The organism is Bacteroides caecicola (assembly GCF_023337095.1).
Lineage (GTDB): Bacteria > Bacteroidota > Bacteroidia > Bacteroidales > Bacteroidaceae > Phocaeicola > Phocaeicola gallinarum.
In genome coordinates this window covers 1-25,399 of sequence record NZ_JAMBLM010000011.1, presented here as the reverse complement: position 1 = coordinate 25,399, position 25,399 = coordinate 1, and the positions used below count along the sequence as shown (strand labels likewise).

General features: G+C 45.7%; 15 protein-coding genes. 7 read left to right on the top strand and 8 right to left on the bottom strand.

Features of this window, described 5'->3' with window-relative positions:
* Positions 1-261: 261 nt before the first annotated feature.
* From M3085_RS10985 to M3085_RS10975, 3 genes are all read right to left on the bottom strand, one after another.
* Entirely contained in the window at positions 262-2,574 is a 2,313-nt protein-coding gene (locus M3085_RS10985) for a DUF2264 domain-containing protein (protein WP_239466555.1), read from the bottom strand.
* A 291-nt stretch (positions 2,575-2,865) separates the two neighbouring features.
* Positions 2,866-4,674, bottom strand: coding sequence for a SusD/RagB family nutrient-binding outer membrane lipoprotein (locus M3085_RS10980; RefSeq protein ID WP_249053005.1), 1,809 nt, complete (start codon positions 4,672-4,674; stop codon positions 2,866-2,868).
* 12 nt (positions 4,675-4,686) lie between these two features.
* Positions 4,687-7,743, bottom strand: a complete 3,057-nt coding sequence (locus M3085_RS10975) for a SusC/RagA family TonB-linked outer membrane protein (protein WP_178256697.1) — start codon at positions 7,741-7,743, stop codon at positions 4,687-4,689.
* A 377-nt stretch (positions 7,744-8,120) separates the two neighbouring features.
* Between M3085_RS10975 and M3085_RS10970 the strand changes: the two genes are divergently transcribed.
* From M3085_RS10970 to M3085_RS10955, 4 genes are all read left to right on the top strand, one after another.
* Entirely contained in the window at positions 8,121-9,401 is a 1,281-nt protein-coding gene (locus M3085_RS10970) for a histidine-type phosphatase (protein ID WP_178256698.1), read from the top strand.
* Positions 9,402-9,844: 443 nt separating this feature from the next.
* Complete coding sequence (locus M3085_RS10965) at positions 9,845-12,499, top strand: TonB-dependent receptor (protein WP_249053004.1); 2,655 nt, start codon at positions 9,845-9,847, stop codon at positions 12,497-12,499.
* A 47-nt stretch (positions 12,500-12,546) separates the two neighbouring features.
* On the top strand, positions 12,547-13,944 hold the full coding sequence (locus M3085_RS10960) for a right-handed parallel beta-helix repeat-containing protein (RefSeq protein WP_249053003.1): 1,398 nt from the start codon (positions 12,547-12,549) through the stop codon (positions 13,942-13,944).
* A gap of 369 nt (positions 13,945-14,313) precedes the next feature.
* Positions 14,314-15,258 (top strand): metallophosphoesterase, encoded by a 945-nt coding sequence (locus M3085_RS10955; RefSeq protein ID WP_178256701.1) that lies wholly within the window; start codon positions 14,314-14,316, stop codon positions 15,256-15,258.
* A 68-nt stretch (positions 15,259-15,326) separates the two neighbouring features.
* Here M3085_RS10955 and M3085_RS10950 read toward each other — a convergent pair whose 3' ends face one another.
* From M3085_RS10950 to lepA, 3 genes are all read right to left on the bottom strand, one after another.
* The gene (locus tag M3085_RS10950) at positions 15,327-15,830 is read right to left on the bottom strand and encodes a nitroreductase family protein (RefSeq protein ID WP_191710065.1); all 504 of its coding nucleotides are present in this window, start codon (positions 15,828-15,830) and stop codon (positions 15,327-15,329) included.
* A 124-nt stretch (positions 15,831-15,954) separates the two neighbouring features.
* A complete protein-coding gene (locus M3085_RS10945) occupies positions 15,955-17,637 on the bottom strand; it encodes a putative transporter (RefSeq protein ID WP_249053002.1) in 1,683 nt (560 codons plus the stop codon).
* Positions 17,638-17,889: 252 nt separating this feature from the next.
* A complete protein-coding gene (gene lepA, locus M3085_RS10940) occupies positions 17,890-19,671 on the bottom strand; it encodes a translation elongation factor 4 (RefSeq protein WP_191710063.1) in 1,782 nt (593 codons plus the stop codon).
* Between the two features lie 108 nt (positions 19,672-19,779).
* On the opposite strand from lepA, the gene M3085_RS10935 reads away from it, so the two are divergent.
* Positions 19,780-20,361 (top strand): LemA family protein, encoded by a 582-nt coding sequence (locus M3085_RS10935; RefSeq protein WP_178256704.1) that lies wholly within the window; start codon positions 19,780-19,782, stop codon positions 20,359-20,361.
* Between the two features lie 5 nt (positions 20,362-20,366).
* Positions 20,367-21,281, top strand: a complete 915-nt coding sequence (locus M3085_RS10930; RefSeq protein ID WP_191710062.1) for a TPM domain-containing protein — start codon at positions 20,367-20,369, stop codon at positions 21,279-21,281.
* Between the two features lie 46 nt (positions 21,282-21,327).
* Here M3085_RS10930 and M3085_RS10925 read toward each other — a convergent pair whose 3' ends face one another.
* Positions 21,328-22,155, bottom strand: coding sequence for a metallophosphoesterase (locus M3085_RS10925; protein ID WP_249053001.1), 828 nt, complete (start codon positions 22,153-22,155; stop codon positions 21,328-21,330).
* Between the two features lie 9 nt (positions 22,156-22,164).
* Positions 22,165-24,270, bottom strand: coding sequence for a TlpA family protein disulfide reductase (locus M3085_RS10920; RefSeq protein ID WP_249053000.1), 2,106 nt, complete (start codon positions 24,268-24,270; stop codon positions 22,165-22,167).
* A 109-nt stretch (positions 24,271-24,379) separates the two neighbouring features.
* Here M3085_RS10920 and M3085_RS10915 point away from each other — a divergent pair, with 109 nt between their 5' ends.
* Complete coding sequence (locus M3085_RS10915; protein ID WP_249052999.1) at positions 24,380-25,270, top strand: 1,4-dihydroxy-2-naphthoate polyprenyltransferase; 891 nt, start codon at positions 24,380-24,382, stop codon at positions 25,268-25,270.
* The last annotated feature ends 129 nt before the right edge of the window (positions 25,271-25,399 follow it).

The following is a 25,399-nucleotide window of genomic DNA, read 5'->3' as shown; positions in this document are numbered from 1 at the left end:
GGCCCTCTTCCATATAGAGTTTATCAACTTTATCCGGCTTGGGAAAAGCCCGAAAACGCTACCCGTAGAACCAATGAACTCTATGGGTAGAACCGGGCAACGCTACCGTTAGAAATGACCAACACTAACGGTAGCGTTTCCAGAGATACAAAGGCAGAGGATTCTGCCTATGCTTTCTTGGGATAATAACATAATAAGCGCAGATTTTCATTGGAGTATTTCCGCTGAAAATCTGCGCTTTTGCTTTATAACACTCAATACTCAGAACAGATCCGAAGTACGAATTTCATCTTTCCATTGATGGTCTTTCGGGAAAGGTTTTTCTCCCCATGCCCGTTTGCTCGTCCAGTCTTGCGGAGCATCCGTCCAAAACGGATGTGATGCGGGAAGCCCTAACGGAAGCAGAGAAAGTGAAGTCATATAAAGACTTCCGTTATTTGTATACCAGTCGGCTACGTTAGGCTGACGCCCTGTAAAACCGATGGTCAGAAATCCTCCTTCATTGAAGTTCTTCCCGGTGGCAAACATACGCTTCATCACAGCCGTCAATGCGCTACGTACTTGGGCGTTGCTCACTCCGGCGGGCAATTCCTGATACCACGCCATAAGCGCCAATGGCTGCATGGTTGCCATCCGGTAAGGAATAGAGCGTCCGAATACGGGGAAAGTTCCTTCGGGCGAGATGAAACGCTCCAGTATCAAACTGTACTTTTGCGCACGGCGCAAGGCACGGGTGTAATATTTAGCATAATGCAGACGAGTATAGGCATTGGCATCTTTCATGGCTTGTAAAGTTTCCAAATACATGGGATGAAACACATAACTGCTGTAATAATCGAAAGCAAAAGCAGGTCCGTCAGAATACCAGCCATCGCCTGTATACCATTCTTCTACCTTCCGAATGGCAGAATTGACACGATAAGCATCGTAAGGCGCTCCGGCTTTTGCCAAAAAACTCTCTATCGTAGACGAGAAGAGCAACCAGTTCGTATAAGGAGGGTCTATCCGGCGCAATAAAGTAAACTCTTCGATGTAGCGTTTCTTAGTCGTTTCATCGAGAGGAAGCCAGAGCTGTTCGTATGCACGAAGAAAACTTTCGGCTATGTATGCCGCATCAACCAGCGGTTGTCCTTCTTTCCTCCACAACAGATAATCAGGGCTTTGAGGGTCGACGGCATTGGCGTAGCTCTTCAACGCCCATCCGCGGAGCTGTTTGCGCATTTTACCTTCTTCCGTATCATCATCCGGTAAAGTTAACCACGGTGCAATGCCCGCCATCAAACGTCCGAATGCCTCCATGTAAGTCACCCGCTTATCGCGTCCGTCCCATGTGGGACTAACCTCTACCTGCATGTTTTTCTGTAATTCGCCTTTTGCCATGTTGCTCAATACGGGTGCAGCCAACTGATAAGCCAAGCCACACCAATAAGCACGGTCAGCCGTAGCGGGAGCTTCGAGGTAACGTACATACTCACAAGCCGCCAGCAAAAACGCCCCCACCCCAAAGTTTGCCGTAGAATGAGCATCTAAAATCTGGCCGGGAATTGCTTTTTCCCCGATAGGCTGAACGTAACCTACCGTTCCGTCTTTCTGAAGCGCTGTTTCAGACAAATATTTCCACGCTTTACGCACTACGGGCAAATAAGATGCCTCATCCAAATAACCATTGTTGATTCCCCACATAAAACCATACATGAAAAATGCCGTTCCGCTGGTTTCCGGTCCGGGAGCATATTCAGGGTCTAACATGCTGCGCGTCCAATAACCTTCCGGCTGCTGAACAGCGGCAACCGCCTTTGCCATTTTCTTGTATTTGTCGATAAAAAACTGACGGTGTTCATAATCGGCAGGCAAGTCCTTCAAGACTTTAGCCAAGCCTGCAAGTACCCATCCGTCTCCCCGCGCCCAGAAATCCTTTTTCCCGTTTACGCTTTTATGATTGGGGAATACATATTTCGCATCGCGATAATACAGATTTTCATCTTTATCGAACATAATACTGTCTGAATATACGATATACTCATACAGTTTCTTCAGATATAATTCATTATGTGTCAGCTTGTAAAGTTTTGTCATCACAGGCATTACCATATACAGCCCGTCGCTCCACCACCAATAATCTTGATTAGGCGTACTCATCTCGTATTCCATAACCTCACGGGCACGGCGTATTTTATAATCTTCGGGAGCTATATTATATAAATCAATATAGGTTTGGAAACATACTTGCCAGTCGCCGAATAAAACATATTCATCAGTCTCACCGTAAGAATATTTCCATTCCGAACGACGATTGCTTTTCGCCCCTTTCCAGTGATTGTGTTCTGCCCATGCTTCCGAATAAGCCCGATATTCTTCGTTGCCAGTAAGAAAATAAGCCTCCATATTCCCGGTATGATAAGCGGCATTATCCCAAAATGAACGAACTTCGGGAACATTTTCTTTCTGCCAATGGCGGTTAACCTTATCTATTATCTCCCTCACCGTTTCGGCTTCTGTCTTTTTAGCCGACAACGCTGCATTCGATAAAAAAACCAACAAACACAGCGCAAAGGCCCTCATAATGAATTTCATAATATTACTTTGTTTATTTGTAGATGTTTGATTTTTTCTGCAAATTTAAAAAGTAGACAATCAACCCTATTTTAAAAATCGGGCAGAAATGTAAAAAAATTAGTCAATAAAATTATACAACAGGCAATACTTATGAATTTATGCGGATAAATGACAATATTGATGCAAATAAAACAAAAATTCATTCTACAAAAAATCCCACGACCGAAAAACGTTTTTTCCGGTCATGGGACTTATAGTAATAGAGAAATTCAAAAGGGGAGCTAAACGCCATCAGCTTCCCCGGCGTTATCAGAAGTTGCCCTTATTGGCGTTATCCCACCATACACGAGTACCTCCGTTATCGCCAGTTATGCCTGTTTTACTTGTATTTTCTTCGTTTAACAATTTTAGTCCGGAATTATTCAGTTCTGCCGCGTTTGTATCATATTCATTCGAACTGTAAATCACTCTTCGCAGACCTTCTTCCATATTTACGTAGCTGGCTCCTCCCTGATTAATAAGAGCAGGGAATAGTCTTGGATATCCAGTACGACGCTGTTCAGCCCATGCCTCGGTAGATAAGGGGAACAAAGCCAAATACTTCTGGATGATAATTTGTTCCAGTTGCTGTTCTTGGTCGCCACCTACCCATTTTGCACCCAAATGATTCATAGCCTCATGGTCAAGAGAATCGTCAATGGGGTCATCCAAATCTGCTTGACCCGAAGTTTGGTTCAGGTATTCATCGGCTGCGGCAGAAGCGTTGATGGGAGTAGTTAAATTAGCATACGGACCACGGTAATCCACCTCGTTTTGGATGGAAGCTCTTACACCTCTTTCATACAATTCCTGTACAGAGCCACCTGCTTCTTGCGCTGTAATCCATCCACGGAGTTCAGCTTCAGCCAACAAGAAATAGCTTTCTGCTCCTTTGAATATAGGCAACGGCATAGAGTATGAAGAACCATTATCGCCTTGAATCCATCCGGAAAGCGTACTCCAGCTGTTCGGTTTGTTAGGAACATCAAATGCAAAACGGATTCCGTAATAACCTGAGTTGGTCGGAGCTGACACAGCTTCGCTTTGTTCTACCTGAGTTTTGCTATCGCCCGTACCTTTGTAATAGGTGGTAGTACCGTCTTTCGATTCTTTCGTATACCCTTTATGCAAAATTTCATCGGTATTTTTCGTCATATACAGCGGTTGGCGAGGGTCTTTCATTCCACTCATCAAAGTAACCAAGTTGGCATTAAATCCACAGTCACCCCAGTTGAACATCAGCCACATTTCGTTTTCAAGCCCTTTATTAATTAAAATATCCTTACCTCCGGAAGCTGCCAATGTATTGCGAGCAGCTTCTTTGGCAATGGCTTTCAGGTCGACTCCTGCCGCACTCATTTCGTCAACACGCTTTGACAAACGAAGTGCCATACGCAAACGCATCGTATTGGCTATCTGAATCCATGATCCGATGTCACCTCCACACCATACATCCGCACTCGCCAAATTCTGAAGTTCGGTAGCATCATTGGTTTCATTAATAGATTCAAGTGTTTTCACAGCATTTCCCAAATCGTTCAACATAGAGGTGTAGATGGTTTGCTGGCTGTCGAAGTAGTAAGAAGTGGTATAATCGTCGGCTTCTATTACTGACGTATAAGCCAGCGGACCGTAAGCATCGGTAGTCATCAGCGTACCATAAGCCTGTACAATCCGCATCACAGCTGCCAAGATATTTTCTTCTTGTTCCTCGCAGTTGGCAATGATACGGCGTGTATTATTGAAAATATGCAAATAGTAATTCTCGTGCATACCGCCGCTATGTCCACGGTTAACAGCCATTTTACAGTTCGTAAAGCCTCCGTTAGGAGTCATAAAGTAACCGCTATACCAGTCGATGGTCAAGTTGGTCCAGAACTGGAACATATTCTGTTGAGGCGGATAACAATACGTCATAGGCTCCAACCATTGGGAAGAAAAAGGAAGATCGTCCGGATTAACTTGTGCATCGCTCGTATTCAAACTTTCAAAACTATCCGTACAAGACGTCACGATACTACCGCCCAGCACAGGCAATGCCATTATTAAAGCGTATGTAAAAAGTTTATTTCGTTTCATAGTTACAAAGATTTAGAAGTTAAGTTTTAAGTTCAAACCAAAACTACGTGAAGTTGGTAATCCGAACATATCTATACCTTGAACACCGTTTCCAGTTCCGGGAGATACATCCGGGTCTACCGGAGCGTCTTTATAGAAGAAGAACAAGTTACGTCCGATGATAGAAGCTGTCAGATTCTTTCCGATACCGAAAAGATTACGGAATGTATAACCGAAACTTAATTCACGCAAACGAACGTTAGTAGCATCGTAAACATAGTTTTCATTCGCATACGGAGTATTGTAACTGGTACTACCCGTTGTGGTATACCATGCCTTCGGATCAAATTCCACGCCGTCTACCACTACTTTTCCTGCATTACGTGCATCGCCTGAACGTTTGGAAACGCCCCAACCGTCTAATGTAGCTTCAGTCATTGACAGAACTTTGCCACCAAAACGCGCATCAATCAAGAACGACAAAGTGAAATCTTTGTAATGGAATGTATTTGTCCATCCGGCATTTACTTTAGAATTCATGTTGCCTGCATAAATCATATCTTCAGTACTGTCGCCGCTTATTTGCGGTTTACCTGTGGCAGCATCCTTCACCGGCGTACCGTCTTCATTGCGTATAATGTGACGTACATACAAATCACCGTATTCACCTCCTTCTTTCAAGATAATCTTCGCACCGCCAAAGTCAGTCAAAGTCAAACCATTCGGCAGGTCATCAACCAACTCTTTAATTTGGTTATCATTATAAGAAAGGTTGAAATTCGTACTCCAACTAAAGTTGTTATTAAACTGCTGATACCATCCTGCGGAGATTTCAAAACCTTGATTCTGAACATTACCGGCATTTACATAACGGTTACGCAAACCGGACTGATAAGGAGCAGCTACAGAGAAGAACTGGTTCTTGGTGTTGGTTTTGTAGTAAGTTAATCCCAATGTCAAGCGGTTTTGGAAGAACGTACCGTCAAAACCGACTTCGATAGAATGGGTCTTTTCCGGCTTCAACGTACGGAACGGTGCGTTATCGGGAGCTGCTATTGCTCCGTTACCATCCTTAACGAAGTGGTAAAGCAAATTGGTCATAAATACAGGCACGTCGTTACCTACGATAGAGTAGCTGGCACGGAACTTAAACAAATCGACATTCTTACCCATATCAACAAACTTGTTCATCAGGAAACTACCGCCTATTGACGGATAGAAGAACGAGCAGCTTTCAGTAAATGACAAGGCTGAAGACCAGTCGTTACGAGCCGAAACATCAATAAACAAACCATCTTTCCAACCTACCTGAGCCGTAGCAAACACAGCATTCAAACGTTTCTCCGTATTCCAGAAATCATTATTGCCAAGTACGAACATGTTTTTATAATAGTTTCCCGGCGCAAAGATGTTGGGGTAATATACGTTGCCCGAACCCGGAGATGTAAAGACTTCACCTTCAGCATTCATATCAACATGAGAGGTTTTACTCTTCGTAAAGCTGGAACCAGCTGTAGCCGTCACAAAGAAATCGCCGAATGTATGGCTATAATTAATCAATACGTCACCATAAAGCTGGTCGCTGAAGTAACGGTTATCTTTCATACGTCCCATCTTGTATTTATCGCCGGCACTGGAAGCATACAGATTGTTTACCCAATGTTCTTCGCCTCTTTCATAACGCATACGTCCTTGAATGTTCCAGTCTTCGTTGATATCCCATTTGATGCTTCCGCCAAATTCATAACGGTTACGGTCTACTACGGAAGCCTGACGGTTCAACATCCAGTAAGGATTACCAAACTGTTCCTGCAACGTATTGGTCCAGTTTTGTACGTTAATGCCGCGAGCCGGGTCGTACACTTCGAAGTTTTCTTTATAGTAATTCCAATCCTCACCACGCGGGAAAAGGTAAACACCCGTCAGCGGATTAAACAAATAACCCGCAGCCGCTTGGTTCTTGATATGCTGATTGGTGAATTTTGCACTAAAGTCAACATGCACTTTTTTCTCGAACAAATCAAAGCCCACTTTAGAGTTCAAATTATGGCTCCGGTAATCGTTGGTAGGAGTAATGCCTTGCGAATAAACATTACCGTAAGAGAAGTAAGAACGAATATTTTCACCACCTCCCGAAAGCGAAATAGAGTTATTAGTGGTGAACCCTACGCGATAAAACTCTTTCGCATAGTTGGGAGCTTCGGCAGACAGTTTCTCTCCCCAACTATACATACCGCTGTCGCTCACACCATACTGGTTCTGGAATTCGGGAAGTATCATCGGAGTTTCCATCGTGGTGTTGCTTGACACGCTTATTGCTACTTTGCCCGATTGTGCAGACTTGGTGGTAATCATTATTGCACCGTTGGCTGCCACCGCACCGTACAATGCTGCTGCCGATGCACCTTTCAGCAAAGTGATTGAAGCGATGTCATCGGGATTGATAGTCGACATCACATCGCCACCATCTCGCTGACCACCATAGTTACTGTCAACCTGATCATCGCTGACACTGTTCATAACCGGAACTCCGTCAACAACAATCAAAGGCTGGTTGCTTCCGCTGATAGACTTACTTCCACGGAACAGGATTTTAGAAGAACCTCCGGCACCGGTTGAGTTCGGAGTAATGGTAAGACCGGCACTTTTACCTTGCAGCGAATTAATCATATTAACGCTCTTGATGTCGTTCACATCTTTACCACCCACTGTCTGTGCCGAGTAGGTCAAGGTTTCCGATTGGCGTTTGATACCCATCGCAGTTACCACCACTTCGCCCAAGACTTCCGAATCAGACGACATGACTACGTTGATTGTGCTCCGGTTGCCTACCGGTTCTTCAATCGATTTCATACTGACATACGAGAATACCAAAACATCAGAAGCAGATGCTTCGAGCGTGTAATTACCATCGAAATCGGTAATAGTACCTGTGGATGTCCCTTTAATCAAAACATTCACACCAATCAATGGTTCTCCCATTTCTTTATCCGTTACCTTACCGGTAACTGTATGCGTCTGCGCATACAAACTCGTAAACAACGTTCCTATCAGGAACATTACAACTACAAGAAATGATCGTTTCTGCATAACTAACAAATTTAAGGTTAATATATCTATAATCTATATTCATACAAATTTATGTATGATTTTATTTATTTATACGATAAAGCGATTTCTTTCAATTAACAGTGCCGCTAATATATAAAATTATATTGAATTTATCGTATTTTATGAAAATATTTACTTTCATCTAAACACATTTTAACAAACAAATCTTTCTCCCACTCTAATATCTTTTCCCCTTAATTACAAAATCAAACATTATTTTTCGGTGATATCCTTTTGTATTACAAACACATTACAACATTATTTCATTTGCCTGTTCCGAGTCAATCAGCCCGATTTTTTCATCGGACACTCCCGAAAAGATACCTACCTTTACACCCGCAAAAATTAAAAGAAGGATGAAAAGATTTATTATTTCAATGTTGATTGCCGGAACGTTCTTGCCGGCTGCCGGACAAAGTGCATCAGAGGAAATTCAAGCAAATCCTGCATTCGCCGCAGGAAAGTATTATGCTTATCAAGCGCCAAAAACGTCTCTCACTGCTGCTCCCGACGGATACAAACCGTTTTATATCTCTGCCTTTGCACGTCACGGGTCGCGTTATCTTACCAAAAAGAAGAAATACGATGAACCGCTTGCCATTTTAAAGGAAGCGGCAAACAAGGGGATATTAACCGATGACGGGAAACATGCCTTACGAATAGTAGAAGCCTTAGCTAAAGAGGCGGAGGGTAGGTATGGCGAGCTGACACCGAAAGGGGCTCAGCAACACCGGGAGTTAATACGCCGCATGTATGAAAACTACCCGCAGGTATTTACAAATGGAACACATGTCGATGCACGCTCTACATATAAGACACGTGCTTTTTTGTCGATGGCGGCAGCTTGTGTGGAGCTGAAAGGCTTAAATCCTCAACTCAACATCACAACCGATGCCAGTGAACACGATGCTTATTACATTAAATATAAGAACGAGGCTTACGAGGCTATTCACTTAGCGAATGCTGATAGTGTATATCGTGCGGCGGATTGCATATATATTCATCCCGACCGGCTGATGAAACAATTATTCACCGACAGCAAGTATGTAAAAGAGCCTTCAAAACTGATGGCCGATTTATTTGAACTGGATGGCATCAGTCAAAGCAGTTACGGGCAGGAGAATCTTTCTTTCCTGTTTACCGATGACGAACGCTACGACTTATGGCAACGGAACAACTTTGAGTGGTATTATGAAAAGGGGGCTTCTCCGCTGAGCGGTTCGTGTATGTATAAACTGGAAAAAAATCTGCTTGACAACTTTATTGAAACGGCAGATACGGTGATTGCCTCAAAAAGAAACGCTGTCAGCCTGCGCTACGGACACGATACGAATTTGGCGCCGCTCGCTGCGCTGATGGGTATCAACCGGCTGACCGAAGCTACATCCGACTGGCAAAAAATAGCCGATACTTATCGTACATACCGGATTATTCCCATGTGTGGCAACGTACAACTCATTTTTTACCGCAAAGCCGGAAGCGAAGACATTTTGGTGAAACTTCTTTTAAACGAACGAGAAGTTACGTTGCCCGTAAAGACAGACAAGGCTCCGTATTACCACTGGAAAGACGTGCGGCGGTATTGGCAGCAAGTTACTTCGGCTATCTCTTTGCCGTCGGCACACAGTAACAACTAATCCCCAACATTTCCTTAGCGGGCAGAAACTCCATTCGAATCATTATTTAATCCATGCGGATGCTTCCTATAAAAAACATCCGCATGGATTTTTCTTTTTACGGCTTACCTTCCTTTATATATAGCTTGAAAACGCTACCCATAGAACGGGGTAACTCTATGGGTAGAACCGACCAACTTATCCGCATGGGATGAGCAACACTAACGGTTGCGTTTTCCGAGTATGTAACCAAAGAATTTCTCCCCTTCTTTCGCCGGACAGAAAAGTTAAAAAAGCTCAGAGGTCTGTTCACCAACAGTCCGCACAGACCATCTCGCCCATACAAAGCAATTTTGGTTAAATTTTGTATTTATTCTGTATCTATTCTGTATTCTTTTTGAAATATGAACGAAATCATCATGTAAAACGCCCCCTCTACCTTTGCAACATCAAAAAAGAAAAGGATGAAATTAAATTTAGTGTTATGTACATTGTTTCTGGCAAGCAGTAATCTGTATGCGGGAGACATCAAAGGAAAAATCAAAGATGCCCAAACGGGAGAGGAAATCATCGGAGCTTCCGTCATCGTAAAGGAAGACCCCTCGAAAGGCACTGTAACCGGACTGGACGGTAGTTTTAACCTGACGGTAAACCGTCCTAAATATACGCTGGTGTGTTCGTATGTAGGATATAAGAAATACGAAATTGAAATCGGCTCTAAAGATTCGGAAGTAATTATCCCGATGAAGAGCGACGATGTATTACTGGAAAGCGTTACGGTGGTGGCTACCAACCCCGGACGTACCGAAGCGGGTGCACGAAGCATCGAACGGACTGCCATGAACGTAGTAAATGTGATGAGTGCGAAAGCCATCGAACTGTCGCCCGACATCACGGTTGCCAACGTGATTCAGCGTATGTCGGGCGTAACGGTAGAGCGGAACAGCAGCGGAGAAGGTCAGTACGCCATCCTGCGAGGCATGGACAAGCGATACAACTACACGCTGGTGAATGGCGTAAAGATACCGAGTCCGGATAACAAAAACCGTTTTGTGCCGCTGGATATATTCCCGTCGGAAATGCTTGACCGCTTAGAGGTCACCAAATCGCTCACTGCCAACATGGAAGGCGACGGTATTGGCGGGGCTGTGAACTTAATCATGAAAGATGCCCCAACGGAACGCCAGTTTACGGCCAACATTTCAACCGGATATAACGCCATGTATTTCGACCGCGATTTCCAATCGTTCAACCACGGTGCCATCGTAAAGAAATCTCCTTACGAAGCGATGGGGATGCCCGAAGATAACCGTGTGACAATGGATAACTTTAAGACAGATAACTTACGCATGAAATGGCAGAAACCGCTTCCCGACCTTACGGCTGGGCTTTCGTACGGCGACCGCTTTTTCGATAATAAGTTGGGAGTAATGCTTGCCGGAAGTTTCTTAAACACGTATCGCGGCAAGGAAAGCAATCTGTATTACCAGCCCGGCACAAGTCATAACGGCATTGAATACCGCAATTATTCATCACAGCAGACACGTATCGGCGCTCACGCCAAGCTGGATTATCATATCAACCCGCATCATAAACTGACGTGGTATAACGGTTACATGGATATGCGTGAAGCGGAGGTAAAAGATGCGCACGATGACCAAGAAGGTTCGGTACGCATGATGTGGGAGCATCAATACATCATCAACTCAACGCTGAAAGGCGAACATGCTTTTCTCGACGATGATGCTTTACGACTGAACTGGTCGGCGGTACTATCGAAAGCGTACAGTGAAACACCCGACCGTGCCGAAATCTTCATGCAGGGAAGCCACCTACAAAACACCGATTCGGCTACCCGGCGTTGGGAACATAACTCGGATAAAGACAAGGCGGGATACATAGACTTGATGTACAAATTGAAATTAGACGGTGGTTCTGTATTCGATTTTTCTATCGGTGGTATGTACCGTGACAAAAAGCGCGACAGTTTCTTCAACGAATATACTTTCGATTCGGCTACCGGTCTCGGAGATTTGCAATATAAAGGAGACGACTGGAACAACTACGATGAAATATTATTTACTCCACGTACGTATGGAAACATCAGTGACCCGTTGAATTATGATGCCACGGAGAAAATCGGTGCGGCTTACGGTATGGTGAAATATACATGGAACAAATGGGAACTTATAGCCGGTGTCCGCATGGAGCACACCAATCAGGGATATGTATTGAAGTTCCCGACAGACAACGCTGACCCGGAAGGCAACCAGAAGTACACGGACGTACTACCCAGCTTCCATGCCAAGTACAATGTGCATCGCAATGCGAACCTGCGTTTCTCTTACGCACGTTCCATCAACCGTCCGAGTTTCTTCGAAATCGTACCTTATACCATCATCAATGAAGATTACAAGGAGAAAGGTAATCCAGACTTGCTGCATACGGTGGCTGACAATATCGACCTGCGTTATGAATTCTTCCCCAAATCGTCTGAACAGTTCATGGTGGGGCTTTTCTATAAAAAGCTGAAAAACCCGATTGAGTACGGACTGATAAACGAAGGACAAGATACATACTACAAACCGATGAACTTCGGTAACGCCAAGAACTTAGGGGTGGAAGTTGATATCATGAAGTATTTCAACTGGTTTGGCATTAAGGCGAACTATACCTATACGCACTCAAAGATTACTACCGACAAGCGAATCATGGACGGCTCAGAGGTGAAATCCATCCGCCAGTCGCGCCCCTTGTTCGGTCAGGCTGCCCACGTAGCCAACCTGTCTCTCCTCTTCAAGAGCACCAAATACGGATGGGAAGGACAGATAGCCGGAAGCTATACGGGAAAACGTTTGAGCGATATTTCAAATTGGTACGAAGACGATATATGGGAGAAAGGTTATGCACAGTTAGACGCATCGGTGGAAAAGAGCTTCAAAAACGGGATAGCCATTTTTGCCAAAGCATCTAATTTGCTCAACATGCCGGTGCTGCGCTACATTCACAGCAGTTCGCGTACGGAAAACGTTGACTCGGAACGTACGGGCGGAAATGTTATTGAACGCAAAGAGTGGCACGGACAGTCTTTCATGATCGGAGTGAGATATAAACTATAAAACAGCATCTGACAATAACTAACTTTACATACTAATTTTATATACACATGAACTTTAAGAAGTATTTATTAGCAGGAACGGCGATGATGGCTATGTCATTTTTCGCTGCATGTAGTGACGATGACCAACCGACAAACAACGGTGGCAGTGGAACTGGAAATGACGAACCTGAACAGACTGAAACCGTATCGGGTGAAGTAGAAGGTACATGGACGGCAAACTCTGTTGTCAACGTAAGCGGACACATCACTGTCCCCGAAGGAAAATCGCTGACTATCGAAGAAGGTGTACAGGTTATATTCAGCACATCGGGTGTAGGTACGAATCATGTGCCCATCGAGTTCACCGTAGAAGGTAATTTGTATTGCGAGGGTACGGAAGCCAATCCGGTTCTTCTTTCCATCCCTGAAGCAGAACGTACGGAAGACAACACGCTGAAAGGTATGTGGGGCGGTATAGTAGCTACAGAGTCATGCGACGAAATGCTTATCGACCATACCATCATCGAATATACCGGCGGACAAGTAACTGATGGTTCGCCCGCTGCTTCTGCCGGCATCTATACTGCCGGAGATGATGCTTACCCGCAAATCACGACAAACAATATCAACGGTAATTATGTCATCACCAACTCAATTATCCGCAACGGATGGAGCGACGGTATTTATCTGATGGGAGGTAATGCCATCATTGCCAACAACACGTTTGCTGCCAACGGTTACGACGGTGCCGAAGCCGTTAACGTAAAAGCCGGATGTAAGGTAGACGTTGCCGGAAACATCATGTTCAGCCCCAACACAAACGGATTGAAACTGTCAAGCTCCGGACAGAGCGAAACACGCGGACAGGCGCTCATCCAAGCCTATAACAATACCATCATCAACTCAGGATGGCGCAGAGACGGAGAAAAAGGCGGTTGCATCTATGTAGAAAAGAATGCACTTGTACATGTATTCAATAACCTGATGGTAAACTGCAAGTTCAGAGCCATGACTCCGAGCTATACACTTGCCAACGACCCTGAAGAAGGTTATGCCGACGCTTCGGTTATCGACTATAACTACTACGCTTCAGGAAGTCAGGAAAGTGAAATCGTATTCGAAGACGAATCGGGTGTGGCTTACGCTTGGGAAGGATACAACTACGCTCACGAAGATTATAATCAAGGGGTGGTAGATGCTCACAGCCTCATCGCTACGCAAGAAGATGGCAAAGACCCGATGTTTGTAAACTTCGACATCAACGGAGTTTCACTGACCAGCTACACTTATGACGACAGTTGGGACTTCCATGTACAAAGCGGTTCTCCGGTTCTTACCGGTGCGTATGACGGAACCGATGCTACAATGGCTCCTTTCTTCCAAACTTCGGGTTTGACCGTCAACGGAGAAACTTATACCTCTCCGGCTGTGGCAAATCATTTCGGAGCTTACGGAATTGAATAATCCTTTTCTAAATTCCAAGTTCAGATATAGTGATTATATCTGATTAGGAAGTCCGGGAACGCACTTTTATCCCGGACTTTTTTATTTCAGGATGGAAAGCTTTCTGAATATAAATTTCCTGATGTCTGAAACCCGGAAAATTCTACCCATAGAGTAGACAAGTCTTTCGAATAGAACAAGGCAATTCTTCCGCATGGAACAAGGAACACTACCCATAGCATTTTTTAGGGTAACACAAAGGCTTGTTTTTTTGATTCTTCGGCTTAACCGAATATTTTAAGCAGGCTCGAAAACGATTTCAATATCTTTTCAGAATCAGTATTCATCTTTGTAACGCATTTATTAACAAACTAATCATTTTAAACTCTTATGACTACTATTAAAAGATTTATAATCTCACTCTGTTTGGGATTGTTTTTCATCGCCGGTTTTGCACAAACACCTCAAGACTGGTCGGGATTGGAAAAGCCGTTGAACTTTTACTTAGCCAACGACTTGGGAAGAAACGGGTATTACGACCAGAAACCGATAGCCGAAATGATGGGCAAGATGGCAGAGAACATCGACATAGAGTTCGTTGTGGCTGCCGGAGATGTGCACCACTTTGAAGGTGTACGCAGCGTGAACGACCCGCTGTGGCTGACCAACTATGAACTGATTTACAGTCATCCTGACTTGATGTTACCGTGGTATCCGATACTTGGTAACCATGAATACCGGGGCAACACACAGGCGGTAATTGATTACAGTAACGTCAGTGCGCGTTGGAGGATGCCTGCACGCTACTATACACGTGTAGAAGAAAACGATGACATAACTATCCGGCTCGTTATGGTAGACACGGCTCCGCTACTCGACAAGTACCGCAAGGATACCGACAAATATCCCGACGCTTGCAAACAGGATATAGACAAACAACTGGCATGGATTGACTCGGTACTGACTGCCTCGAAAGAAGATTGGGTATTGGTGGTAGGGCATCATCCTATTTATGCCGACACGGATAAGAACGACTCGGAACGCACCGATTTACAGAAACGTTTAGACAGCATTCTGCGCAAACATAAAAACGTAGACATGTATTTATGCGGACACATTCATAACTTCCAGCATATCCGCAAGCCGGGCAGCAACATCGACTATGTGGTTAATACTTCGGGGTCGCTCAGCCGCAAGGTTCAACCCATCGAAGGAACTCAGTTTTGCAGTGACACATCGGGCTTCTCGCTTATCACAGCAGATAAAAAAGAGCTGAAATTACACTTGATTGATAAAAACGGAAAGGTTATTTACACCGTAACCAGAAGTAAATAACCGTATAAAAACAAAACAGATTCGCATACTGCCCAGCATGGCTGTGTTTACGCGAATCTGTTTTTCTTTTAAAATAAAATGTCATCCAACGGTTTTCGTTTCTTTTCCGCTATAACCTCTTCTGAAGGATAACCTATCGGAATCAAAGCTATCGGTTCAAGTTCTTCGGGCAATTGCATCACCTGTCGGCATCGCTCAGTATCAAAATTACATACCCAGCATGTACCTAATCCTTGTTCAGTGGCAGCCAAACACAGATGCTCCACAGCGATAGACACATCGACATCCGTATGGTCTTTTCCATCTGATTTCCGATGCCATGCCTCGGCATGGTTTCCACACGCAACGATTATACAAGGTACGTTCTGAATCCATTCGCGGGCGTATGTTTCTTTCAGGCGAGCCAGTTTGTCTGGTTCGGTTACCACAGAAAAACGCCACGGCTGACAGTTTACTGCCGAGGGAGCCAACCGCACACACTCTAAAATGTAATCTAATTTGGCCGGTTCAACCGGGCATTGCTTGTAACTACGTACAGAATGACGCGCTTTCACTAATTCAAGAAAATTCATAAACACCAGTATTAAAATATGTATCAAAATAAAAAGGTGTGGATTGTAAGATTCTCACCCAAAAGAATTATCTCATCAATCCACACCTTATAAGAATATTTCAGTTATAACTTTCTTTCTGTCTTTATCCTGCCATCAGCAATATGAGCAACTGGGCAGTCAATATGCGGAGGAACATTGCCAACGGGTAAACCGTAGAATAACCTACCGCCGGAGCATCGTTTCCGGAAATCTGATTGGAATATGCCAATGCAGGGGGATCGGTTGTACTACCGGCAATAAGACCTATCAACGTATAATAATTAACTCTATGATGCCAGCGGGCTACAACTCCGATAATTATCAACGGAATAAACGTTATCAGGAAACCGATAAGCACATAAAGTAATCCATCGCCGCCCACTACTGTCTGAACAAAGTTTCCGCCGGCCTTGATACCTACACTGGCAAGGAACAAAACCAATCCCACTTCGCGCAACATCAAATTGGCACTCATGGTAGTATAGGTAACCAATTTCACTTTATAACCAAATCGTCCTATCAGGATGGATATGATTAACGGACCACCGGCCAAACCTAACTTCACCGGAGTCGGCATACCCGGAACTGCTATCGGAAGACTTCCGAAAATAATACCACAAAGAATACCGACGAAAATGGTTACGATATTCGGATGGTCGAGTCGCTTCAACTGATTACCCAATACGCCTGCCACACGTTCGATAGCATCTTGCGGACCTACCATCATCACACGGTCGCCCACCTGAAGGCGCAGGTTACGGGCAGCAAAAAGGTCCATACCCGAACGGTTAACGCGCGTCACATTTACACCATAAATGCTGCTGAAGTGCATTTCACCCAACGTCTTACCGTTAATACTGGGCTGCGTTACCAAAATACGGCGCGAAACCATCGGCTTATCCTGTTTATCCGTTGCCTGCCAATCCACATCATCTATCTTCGGACCGATGAAAGCAGAAATAGCTTCCGAGTCGTCTTCCGCGCAAACGATGAACATTCGGTCGCCCACATGAAGCAAGGTATTTGCGTTCGGGATATGGATATGTCCGTTTTGATAGATACGCGAACATACAAAATTACGAGCGAGGAAATTCTGAACCTGTAACAAACTCTTTCCATCGAGGGCTTCATTCTGCACCTTCAATGAAATAGTATAAGGTTTCAAATGTGGATTCTCATCTTCTTCGCGCTGAATTTCTTCCGCCTCCCGATTCAGGTCGATACGGCAAATGTAACGGATTAAAATCATTGACAGAATAATTCCCATTACACCGAGCGGATAAGCACACGCATACCCCGTTGCTATTTCCGGTCCGTCGTAATGCAACTGCTGTAAAGCTTCGTTGGCAGCACCAAGCCCCGGAGTGTTTGTTACCGCACCGCAAAGAATACCCACCATCATCGGTATTTCCACACGGCCCTGTAAAGCAAAATACAACGCCAGTGCTACAGCAATGTTTAACGTTACAATCCCCACCGCAAGCAGGTTTAGGGTTATACCTCCTTTCTTAAAGGAAGAAAAAAATGAGGGGCCGACTTGCAAACCGATACAGAATACAAACAAAATCAACCCGAAGTCTTGTATGAACGAGAGGATAGACGTATTTCCGGTAAATCCGAAGTGTCCGACCAAAATCCCGACAAACAAGACAAAAGTAACCCCCAGCGAAATGCCGAAGAACTTAATTTTTCCCAACAAGACACCTACCGATATAACAAAGGCATAAAGTGCAACGATATGGGCTATCGAGTTAGGATTCGTCAATAAATCTTGTAGCCAATTCATAATATTAAAATTTTAGTGGAGCAAATGTAACCAATTAAAAAGAATGGTACAAACTTTTTAAAAGAAAACTACAAAATAGATGGGCAAACAATCTCCAAACAAGCCTTAAAAACTGGTTTGAATGACAAAAAAATTCTACCGCTTATGTTCATGAATTCATGCCGATAAACAAGGCAACATATACGGTAGAATCCATGAACATAAGCGGTAGAATTAAATCACTGATTATAAGACTATTTTCAGGACAAAGATTTAGTCTAACTTCAGTACGGCAAGGAAAGCCTTTTGAGGAACTTCCACCGTTCCGATTTGTTTCATACGCTTCTTTCCTTTCTTCTGTTTTTCAAGCAACTTACGCTTACGGCTCACGTCACCTCCGTAACATTTTGCTGTTACGTCTTTACGCACGGCCTTAATTGTTTCGCGGGCTATAATTTTCGCACCGATAGCTGCTTGGATGGCAATCTCAAACTGCTGACGCGGGATGAGTTCTTTCAACTTTTCACACATGCGCCGCCCTAAATCGTAAGCATTGTCGAAGTGTGTCAATGTAGAAAGTGCGTCAACCGACTCTCCGTTAAGCAGAATGTCGAGCTTTACCAGCTTCGACGGACGGAAGCCTGATTGGTGATAGTCGAACGAAGCATATCCTTTCGATATACTTTTCAACTTATCGTAAAAGTCGATAACGATTTCGCCGAGCGGCATCTTGTAATGCAGTTCCACACGATTGCCCGAAATATAATCCTGCCGAATCAGTTCGCCCCGCTTGCCCAAACAAAGGGTCATGATGGGTCCGATGTAATCGGTAGCCGTAATAATAGAAGCGTCGATATAGGGTTCCTCGATGTGGTCGATAAGCGTCGGGTCGGGCATTCCGCCGGGGTTATGCACCTCTTGTACGCCGCCCTGCTTGTCGTACACCATATACGATACGTTGGGCACGGTGGTAATCACGCTCATGTCAAACTCACGGTCGAGGCGTTCTTGGATTATCTCCATGTGGAGCAAGCCCAAGAATCCGCAGCGGAAACCGAAGCCCAATGCAAGCGATGACTCAGGCTGGAAGGTCAGTGAAGCATCGTTCAACTGCAACTTCTCCAACGACGCACGCAGGTTTTCGTAATCTTCCGCCTCGATGGGGTAAACTCCGGCAAAGACCATCGGTTTGACTTCTTCAAATCCTTCGATAGCCTTGTCGCACGGACGGGCTATGTGGGTAATCGTATCCCCTACTTTTACCTCACGCGACGTTTTGATACCCGAAATGATATAGCCTACGTCTCCCGTACGCAACTCTTTGCGAGGCACCATGTCCATCTTCAAAACTCCCACTTCATCGGCATCGTATTCTTTTCCGGTATTAAAGAATTTCACCTTGTCGCCCGTGCGAATCACCCCGTTTACCACTTTGAAGTAAGCGATAATACCACGGAAGGAGTTGAATACCGAGTCGAAAATCAACGCCTGAAGCGGAGCGTTTTCGTCGCCTACCGGAGCAGGGATGCGTTCTACCACAGCCTGAAGAATGTTTTCCACGCCCATTCCGGTCTTTCCCGAAGCACGGATAATGTCTTCACGCTTACAGCCGATAAGGTCTATGATTTCGTCTTCCACCTCTTCGGGCATGGCGCTCGCCATGTCACATTTATTCATCACCGGAATAATCTCCAAATCATGTTCCAGCGCCATATAGAGGTTTGAGATGGTTTGCGCCTGCACACCCTGCGAAGCGTCTACCACCAGCAATGCTCCCTCGCACGCTGCTATCGAACGAGAAACTTCGTATGAAAAGTCCACGTGTCCCGGAGTGTCAATCAGGTTCAACACGTATTTCTCTCCTTTATACATGTATTCCATCTGTATGGCATGGCTCTTAATCGTAATGCCTCGTTCTCGCTCCAAGTCCATATCGTCCAGCATCTGCCCTTCGGTTACTTTTATGGTGTTTGTGTACTCCAGCAGGCGGTCTGCCAACGTTGATTTGCCGTGGTCAATGTGGGCTATAATACAAAAATTCCGTATATTCTTCATAAACTATATGTCATCAAAAAAAATTGTGGGGCAAAGATACGCAAAAACTCAGATTTTTCCGTATGTTTGTCGGCGAAACTATTTACAAATCAATCAAACACATCTGTTATGAAAAAAACTTGGATCATTGTAGTTGCCATACTCGCCCTTGTGGTGATATTCTGTGTAACCTCTTATAACTCGCTTGTTTCAAAAGAAGAAGCTGTTGAAACGGCTTGGAGTAACGTAGAAAACCAGTATCAGCGACGCGCCGACCTGATTCCTAATCTGGTTAATACGGTAAAAGGATATGCCGACCATGAAAAAGAAACACTCGATGCGGTGGTATCGGCACGTGCCAAAGCTACGCAGACATCGGTAAGTCTTGACGAACTGACCCCGGAACGGATGGCGGCTTTCCAAAAAGCGCAGGGAGAACTGAGCAGCGCACTGAGCCGACTGTTGGTAACCGTAGAGCGTTATCCCGACTTAAAGGCTAACCAGAATTTCCAGACACTGCAAGCCCAGCTTGAAGGAACAGAAAACCGCATCAGCGTAGAGCGCCGTAAATTCAACGATGAAGCGCGCCAGTATAATACAAGCATCCGCCGCTTTCCGGCTAACATCATTGCTTCGATGTTCGGATTCGAGAAACATCCGTACTTTGAAGCAGAAGAGGGTTCGGAGAAAGCTCCCGAAGTTAAATTCTAAGCGGTATGAAGCGCAAGCTGCTCCTGTTGCTGTTCATCTCTGCCTGTATCTCGCTGGTAGCGCGAGAATATACGGTGGAGAACCTGCCCATGCCCCGCTCGCAGGGTAATGTTTATGTCACCAATCCCGACGGTATTCTCTCATCGGCGGCTGTATCGGTGATGGATACCACACTCTATGCGCTGGAGAAACAGACAGGCATACAGGTGCTTGTGGCAGCTGTGGAACAGATAGAGGGAGGCGACTGTTTTGATTTCGCTTACCGACTGGGCAGACACGCCGGTGTAGGTGAAAAGGAACGCGACAACGGGTTGGTCATCTTGCTCGTTACTTCGGAGCGGTGTATCCAGTTTGTTACCGGATACGGGCTGGAAGGTGATTTGCCCGACGCACTCTGCAAACAAATTCAACAGCGTTACATGAATCCGGAGCTGGCTGAGGGAAACTGGGATGCGGGGATGGTTGCCGGCGTACAGGCGGTACGGGGCATACTTGATGGCAGCATGGAGCGCCAGCCATCGGCAGGCAATGAAGAAGACGACATGCTGATTTTGATGATATTTATATCTTGCTTCGTACTCGCTCCTGCTGCTTTATGGTACAGCGTCCGCCAGCGTAACCGTTGCCCACAGTGTCATAAGCACACGCTACGCCAACTTTCTGTGCGTACAGTATCGCGAGAAAACGGAATACGTACCGAAGAAGTGGTTTACCGCTGTACGAATTGCGGACATATCAAGCGGCAGCAACGCAAATCAAGAGACAATGATAACCACCATCATCCAGGTGGATGGGGAGGTCCGTTTATGGGCGGTCCGTTCTTCGGAGGTGGAGGAGGTCACGGCGGAGGCGGTGGTTTCAGCGGAGGCAGCTTCGGAGGTGGAGACTTCGGAGGCGGAGGAGCCGGAAGCCGTTTCTGATGACCTGTTTATTCTGTCTTTTTATTAAAGCACTCATATCGGGATATTATTTCTTATGAAGTACGATTAAAACGACTTCGCTTGGCGTGAACAGCCGGATGTCTCGCCGGGAAGTTCCTAATCCGTTGGTAATGATAACGGGAATCCCCCGACTGTTGTGCCGCAGTCCGGTAAGAAAGCGATTCCCGTACTTCGAAAAATGAGCGGGAGTCCATTTTTTTAAAAGGCTTACCTGACCGCCGTGTGTATGTCCCGCCAACGCAAGGTCGGTATTCGATACGTCTACATCTTCCACATAGTCGGGCGTATGAGTCAGCATCAGAACAAAATCTTCGGGGTTTAGCTTCAGCGTAGGCGAAACCCCGTTTGTTTTTAAGTCGAAGGGGTTACGGATTCCGCACAACAGGATGTACGCATCTCCTTTCCGAAGCGTATCGACTCGGTGTTCAAGCAAATGCACACCCGTGTACTGCATTGCTTCACGCACCATCCGGTCTGCTTCGCCGCGCTCGTGGTTTCCCATCACGGCGTATGTTCCGTAAGGGGTGCGGACTTGCTCCAGTGCGCGGAAAAGTTCGTCGACATCCCCGCCGTTCCGTCCCCGATAATCCCCTCCGAGCAACAAGACATCGGCATCGAGCGACTGCAAGGCGCGGATAGCTCCGGGCAGGCGCTTGGATGTAAAGCGGCTTTCATAATGGAAATCGGAGGCAAAGGCTACGCGAAAACCGTCGAACGAATCGGGTAACTGTTCGCTGTAAAAGTCGTACTGCTTGATGCGCCCTACTCCTTTGTAGTGCGAAAAAGAGGCGGTGGCACAAGAAGATAACAGTGCCATCGCCGCCATTAAAACGATAAGGTAAGATTTATACATCCCAATCTTTTACTTACATAACTCCAAAAGCCGGTTCTTCATGGTGTCTACGCCGGGGAAGCCTGTGTATTTCTGTGCTATCGCTCCCTCCTTATCCAACAGAATGTAAGTGGGCACGCCCTCGATGGCAAACTTTTGGCTCAAGAAGTTCCATTGTTCGTCTGTTACGCGGTAATGCTCGCCGTGAATGTCCGGTATCATATTTTCCCACGTTTGTTTCGGAGAGTTTTCGCCTGCTATGAACAAATAAATAATGTCTTTATCTTTCAACTGTTCTTTCATGGGGAGCATCTGCTTCATTGCCATGCGACAAGGACCGCACCACGTTGCCCAGAAGTCGACTAACACCACCTTACCTTTAAACTTCGATACCATTGAGTAGAACAAATCTTCATTGCTTACTTCTCCTACTTCGTTCACCGTGTAACCGCTTTTCTTCTTGTTTTCTTCTATCGTTACCAACAGCTGGTTGTTCATCTCCTCCAACTTGTTTACGAAGTATGGAATCCGGATGTTACGGACAGCCTCTTTGTCGCTCTCCGTAAAAGGCATGAAATCTTGCAGCTTACCTGCATACGTCATTACATCAAGCAAATCGAAATAGTAGCCTTTCCCCTCACTCAAGTTCGGCTTAATGATGTTATCAAGAATGAAACTGCGGTCTGCATTACTTATTTCCTGAAGCACCTCCATGTACTTCTGAGCCAAGTTTCTTGCTGCTTCCTCATCCAGTTTCTGGTTTTCTTTCTGCATAGCATCGTATTTCTCCAGTACCGGAACGTCTGCCGCCTCAACTTTTCCGCTCTCCAGCAAACGGCGGAACATTGTTTTTCCTTCCGAAGGGTCAATGGGCAGATACCGACTGTATAATACATTTTGAGGATAACTTAACGAAAATATAGCTTGCGGGTCATTCAGTACAGGCAAAGTTTTCAAGTAATCAAAATAAGATACATCCGGAAGATTGGTTCTGACCTTTGCATAAGCGTCTTCCCACGAGATTTTATCGCGCGTTATCAATGCCTCTGCTAACATAGGCTGAAGCATGTTCAACATGTCTATACAATTCAGACGGATATTGTTCAAATACAGTGTGCGGCAGGCTTCGCTGAGTGTTGCGTCCGACTGCACGGCTTCTTCGATAGCACGTTCTTTCTCCAAGCAATATGCTTTATATTGGTTGGGAGACATTCCGGCTATATCCAGCATGAACTCCTGACCTTCGGGCATTTTGGGAAGCGTGGGAAAACGGGTGGTCATCTCGTTGTTGATTGCCGCCATTTTTCCACGGAAGTAACAAAGTTGACCTAAAGTAGGCGCATCTTTGCGCAAATGGCTGTTCCGGCGGGTAAGTTCAGGCAGATTGACAGCCGCATACAGCGTATCACCGGGGCAGACAAACAGATTCATGGTCATGCGGTTCATCGTACCGATTACCAACGCAACCTGCGTGGCTGAAGCGACTTCAAACGTAGCAGTGAACGAACCGTCTTCATTAACCGTTACCGGATGCTCGGCAAAGCTCCCCCGCCATAATTCCGGGATTCGGAACATGGGCTTTAAGTCATAGAACGGTTGGTATTCCAACAGCTTTCCGACTACGGTTACGTTTCCGCCTTCAATGCGCGGCTCAGGCAAGGCTTCCGGTTTACCGGTTTCTGCCGAACGGTAATCTTCAGGCACGGAAACAGGGGTGTCTCCTTGCAGCGAAACGCCATAAATCTTGAAACAATCCTCACAATCGCTTTCTATAAAATCAAACGACTTTACGCTCTTGGGCAACGCCGGAAAATGGAGTTTGAACGAAGCCGTACCGCTGTCCGGCATCCAGAACTCGGTATCCAGCTTGATGCCCGAACCGAAACGCACCGGATATTTCTTTCCGTCGTCTCCGCGCAGGTACGTATCCTTGCTGATGCGAATCCAGTAATGGGGACGATACCACGCGCCCATGTCGAGCACGGTAGCCGTATCGGACAACTCTATTTGTTTGATTTCCACTGAAGCCGTGTTTGTAGCAACCACACGAGGCAGCTTGACAACTTTGTTTTCCGCCTGCAAGGAAAGCGCAGCGAAAAAGAGGGCGGTAAGCCCCGCACATACATGTTTTATCATAAAATTTCGATTTTAGTTGAGCGAAAGATAAGAAATAGTAACAAATAATCCGCGTAACATTAGCCTAATTTAACTAACTTTGCCCGTCTGATTAATAAAACCGAAAGACATGAATGCCGTTAAAACAAATTCGATAAATGCTTGGTTGCTGGCAAGCCGCCCCAAGACGCTGACCGCCGCAGCCATCCCCGTAATGCTGGGATGTGCCACCGCATACATTTACGGACAGTTCCAATGGATGCCTGCCATGCTGTGTTTCCTTTTTGCATTTCTGATGCAAATCAACGCCAACTTTATCAATGACTTATACGATTTCTTGAAGGGAAGCGACCGAGAAGACCGTTTGGGGCCTGAACGTGCTTGCGCTCAGGGCTGGATTACTCCGCGCGCCATGAAAGCGGGCATCGGCGTGATGACGGTGGCATCGGGGATAGACGGACTCTGCCTGCTGTATTACGGGGGGTGGGAAATGATTCCCGTGGGACTGCTGTGCATCGTTTTCGCTTTCCTCTATACCACAGGACCTTACCCGCTGGCTTATCACGGGTGGGGAGATGTGCTGGTACTTATCTTCTTCGGATTCATCCCCGTGGGCTGCACATACTATGTCATGGCGCACGGGTGGAACAGTTCGGTTACGTTTGTATCGCTTGCCTGCGGACTGGTTATCGACACGCTGCTGATGGTCAACAACTTCCGCGACCGCGAACAAGACGCCATAAGCGGAAAGAAAACGTTAGTGGTACGCTTCGGAGCACGCACAGGACTGATACTCTACTTCTTGTTGGGGATGGCTGCGTGCTGGTGTTGCTTCTACTTTCTTTTCATCGGAAAGGTTTATGCCACACTCCTGCCGCAAATCTATCTGATACCCCATATTCTGACTACTCAAAAGATGGCAAAGATTCACCGGGGGAAAGAGTTGAACCGCATCTTGGGGGAAACATCGCGTAACATGCTCATATTTGGCACATTGCTTACCATTGGATTGATTTTATAAACACCCCCAAAACGCAAGCGGTAGCGTAAGGCAGTCTTAGCGGTAGAAACAATCGACGCAAGCGGTAGCGTTCATCAACGCTACGGGTAGAATTTTATGCCCTGTTCAGGAGGCTGTTGAGTTAAGAGC

Excerpts from the sequence above, each read along its gene's own strand:
- M3085_RS10985 (WP_239466555.1), bottom strand. The coding sequence starts at position 2,574 with ATGAAATTCATTATGAGGGCCTTTGCGCTGTGTTTGTTGGTTTTTTTA.
- M3085_RS10980 (WP_249053005.1), bottom strand. The coding sequence starts at position 4,674 with ATGAAACGAAATAAACTTTTTACATACGCTTTAATAATGGCATTGCCT.
- M3085_RS10975 (WP_178256697.1), bottom strand. The coding sequence starts at position 7,743 with ATGCAGAAACGATCATTTCTTGTAGTTGTAATGTTCCTGATAGGAACG.
- M3085_RS10970 (WP_178256698.1), top strand. The coding sequence starts at position 8,121 with ATGAAAAGATTTATTATTTCAATGTTGATTGCCGGAACGTTCTTGCCG.
- M3085_RS10965 (WP_249053004.1), top strand. The coding sequence starts at position 9,845 with ATGAAATTAAATTTAGTGTTATGTACATTGTTTCTGGCAAGCAGTAAT.
- M3085_RS10960 (WP_249053003.1), top strand. The coding sequence starts at position 12,547 with ATGAACTTTAAGAAGTATTTATTAGCAGGAACGGCGATGATGGCTATG.
- M3085_RS10955 (WP_178256701.1), top strand. The coding sequence starts at position 14,314 with ATGACTACTATTAAAAGATTTATAATCTCACTCTGTTTGGGATTGTTT.
- M3085_RS10950 (WP_191710065.1), bottom strand. The coding sequence starts at position 15,830 with ATGAATTTTCTTGAATTAGTGAAAGCGCGTCATTCTGTACGTAGTTAC.
- M3085_RS10945 (WP_249053002.1), bottom strand. The coding sequence starts at position 17,637 with ATGAATTGGCTACAAGATTTATTGACGAATCCTAACTCGATAGCCCAT.
- lepA (WP_191710063.1), bottom strand. The coding sequence starts at position 19,671 with ATGAAGAATATACGGAATTTTTGTATTATAGCCCACATTGACCACGGC.
- M3085_RS10935 (WP_178256704.1), top strand. The coding sequence starts at position 19,780 with ATGAAAAAAACTTGGATCATTGTAGTTGCCATACTCGCCCTTGTGGTG.
- M3085_RS10930 (WP_191710062.1), top strand. The coding sequence starts at position 20,367 with ATGAAGCGCAAGCTGCTCCTGTTGCTGTTCATCTCTGCCTGTATCTCG.
- M3085_RS10925 (WP_249053001.1), bottom strand. The coding sequence starts at position 22,155 with ATGTATAAATCTTACCTTATCGTTTTAATGGCGGCGATGGCACTGTTA.
- M3085_RS10920 (WP_249053000.1), bottom strand. The coding sequence starts at position 24,270 with ATGATAAAACATGTATGTGCGGGGCTTACCGCCCTCTTTTTCGCTGCG.
- M3085_RS10915 (WP_249052999.1), top strand. The coding sequence starts at position 24,380 with ATGAATGCCGTTAAAACAAATTCGATAAATGCTTGGTTGCTGGCAAGC.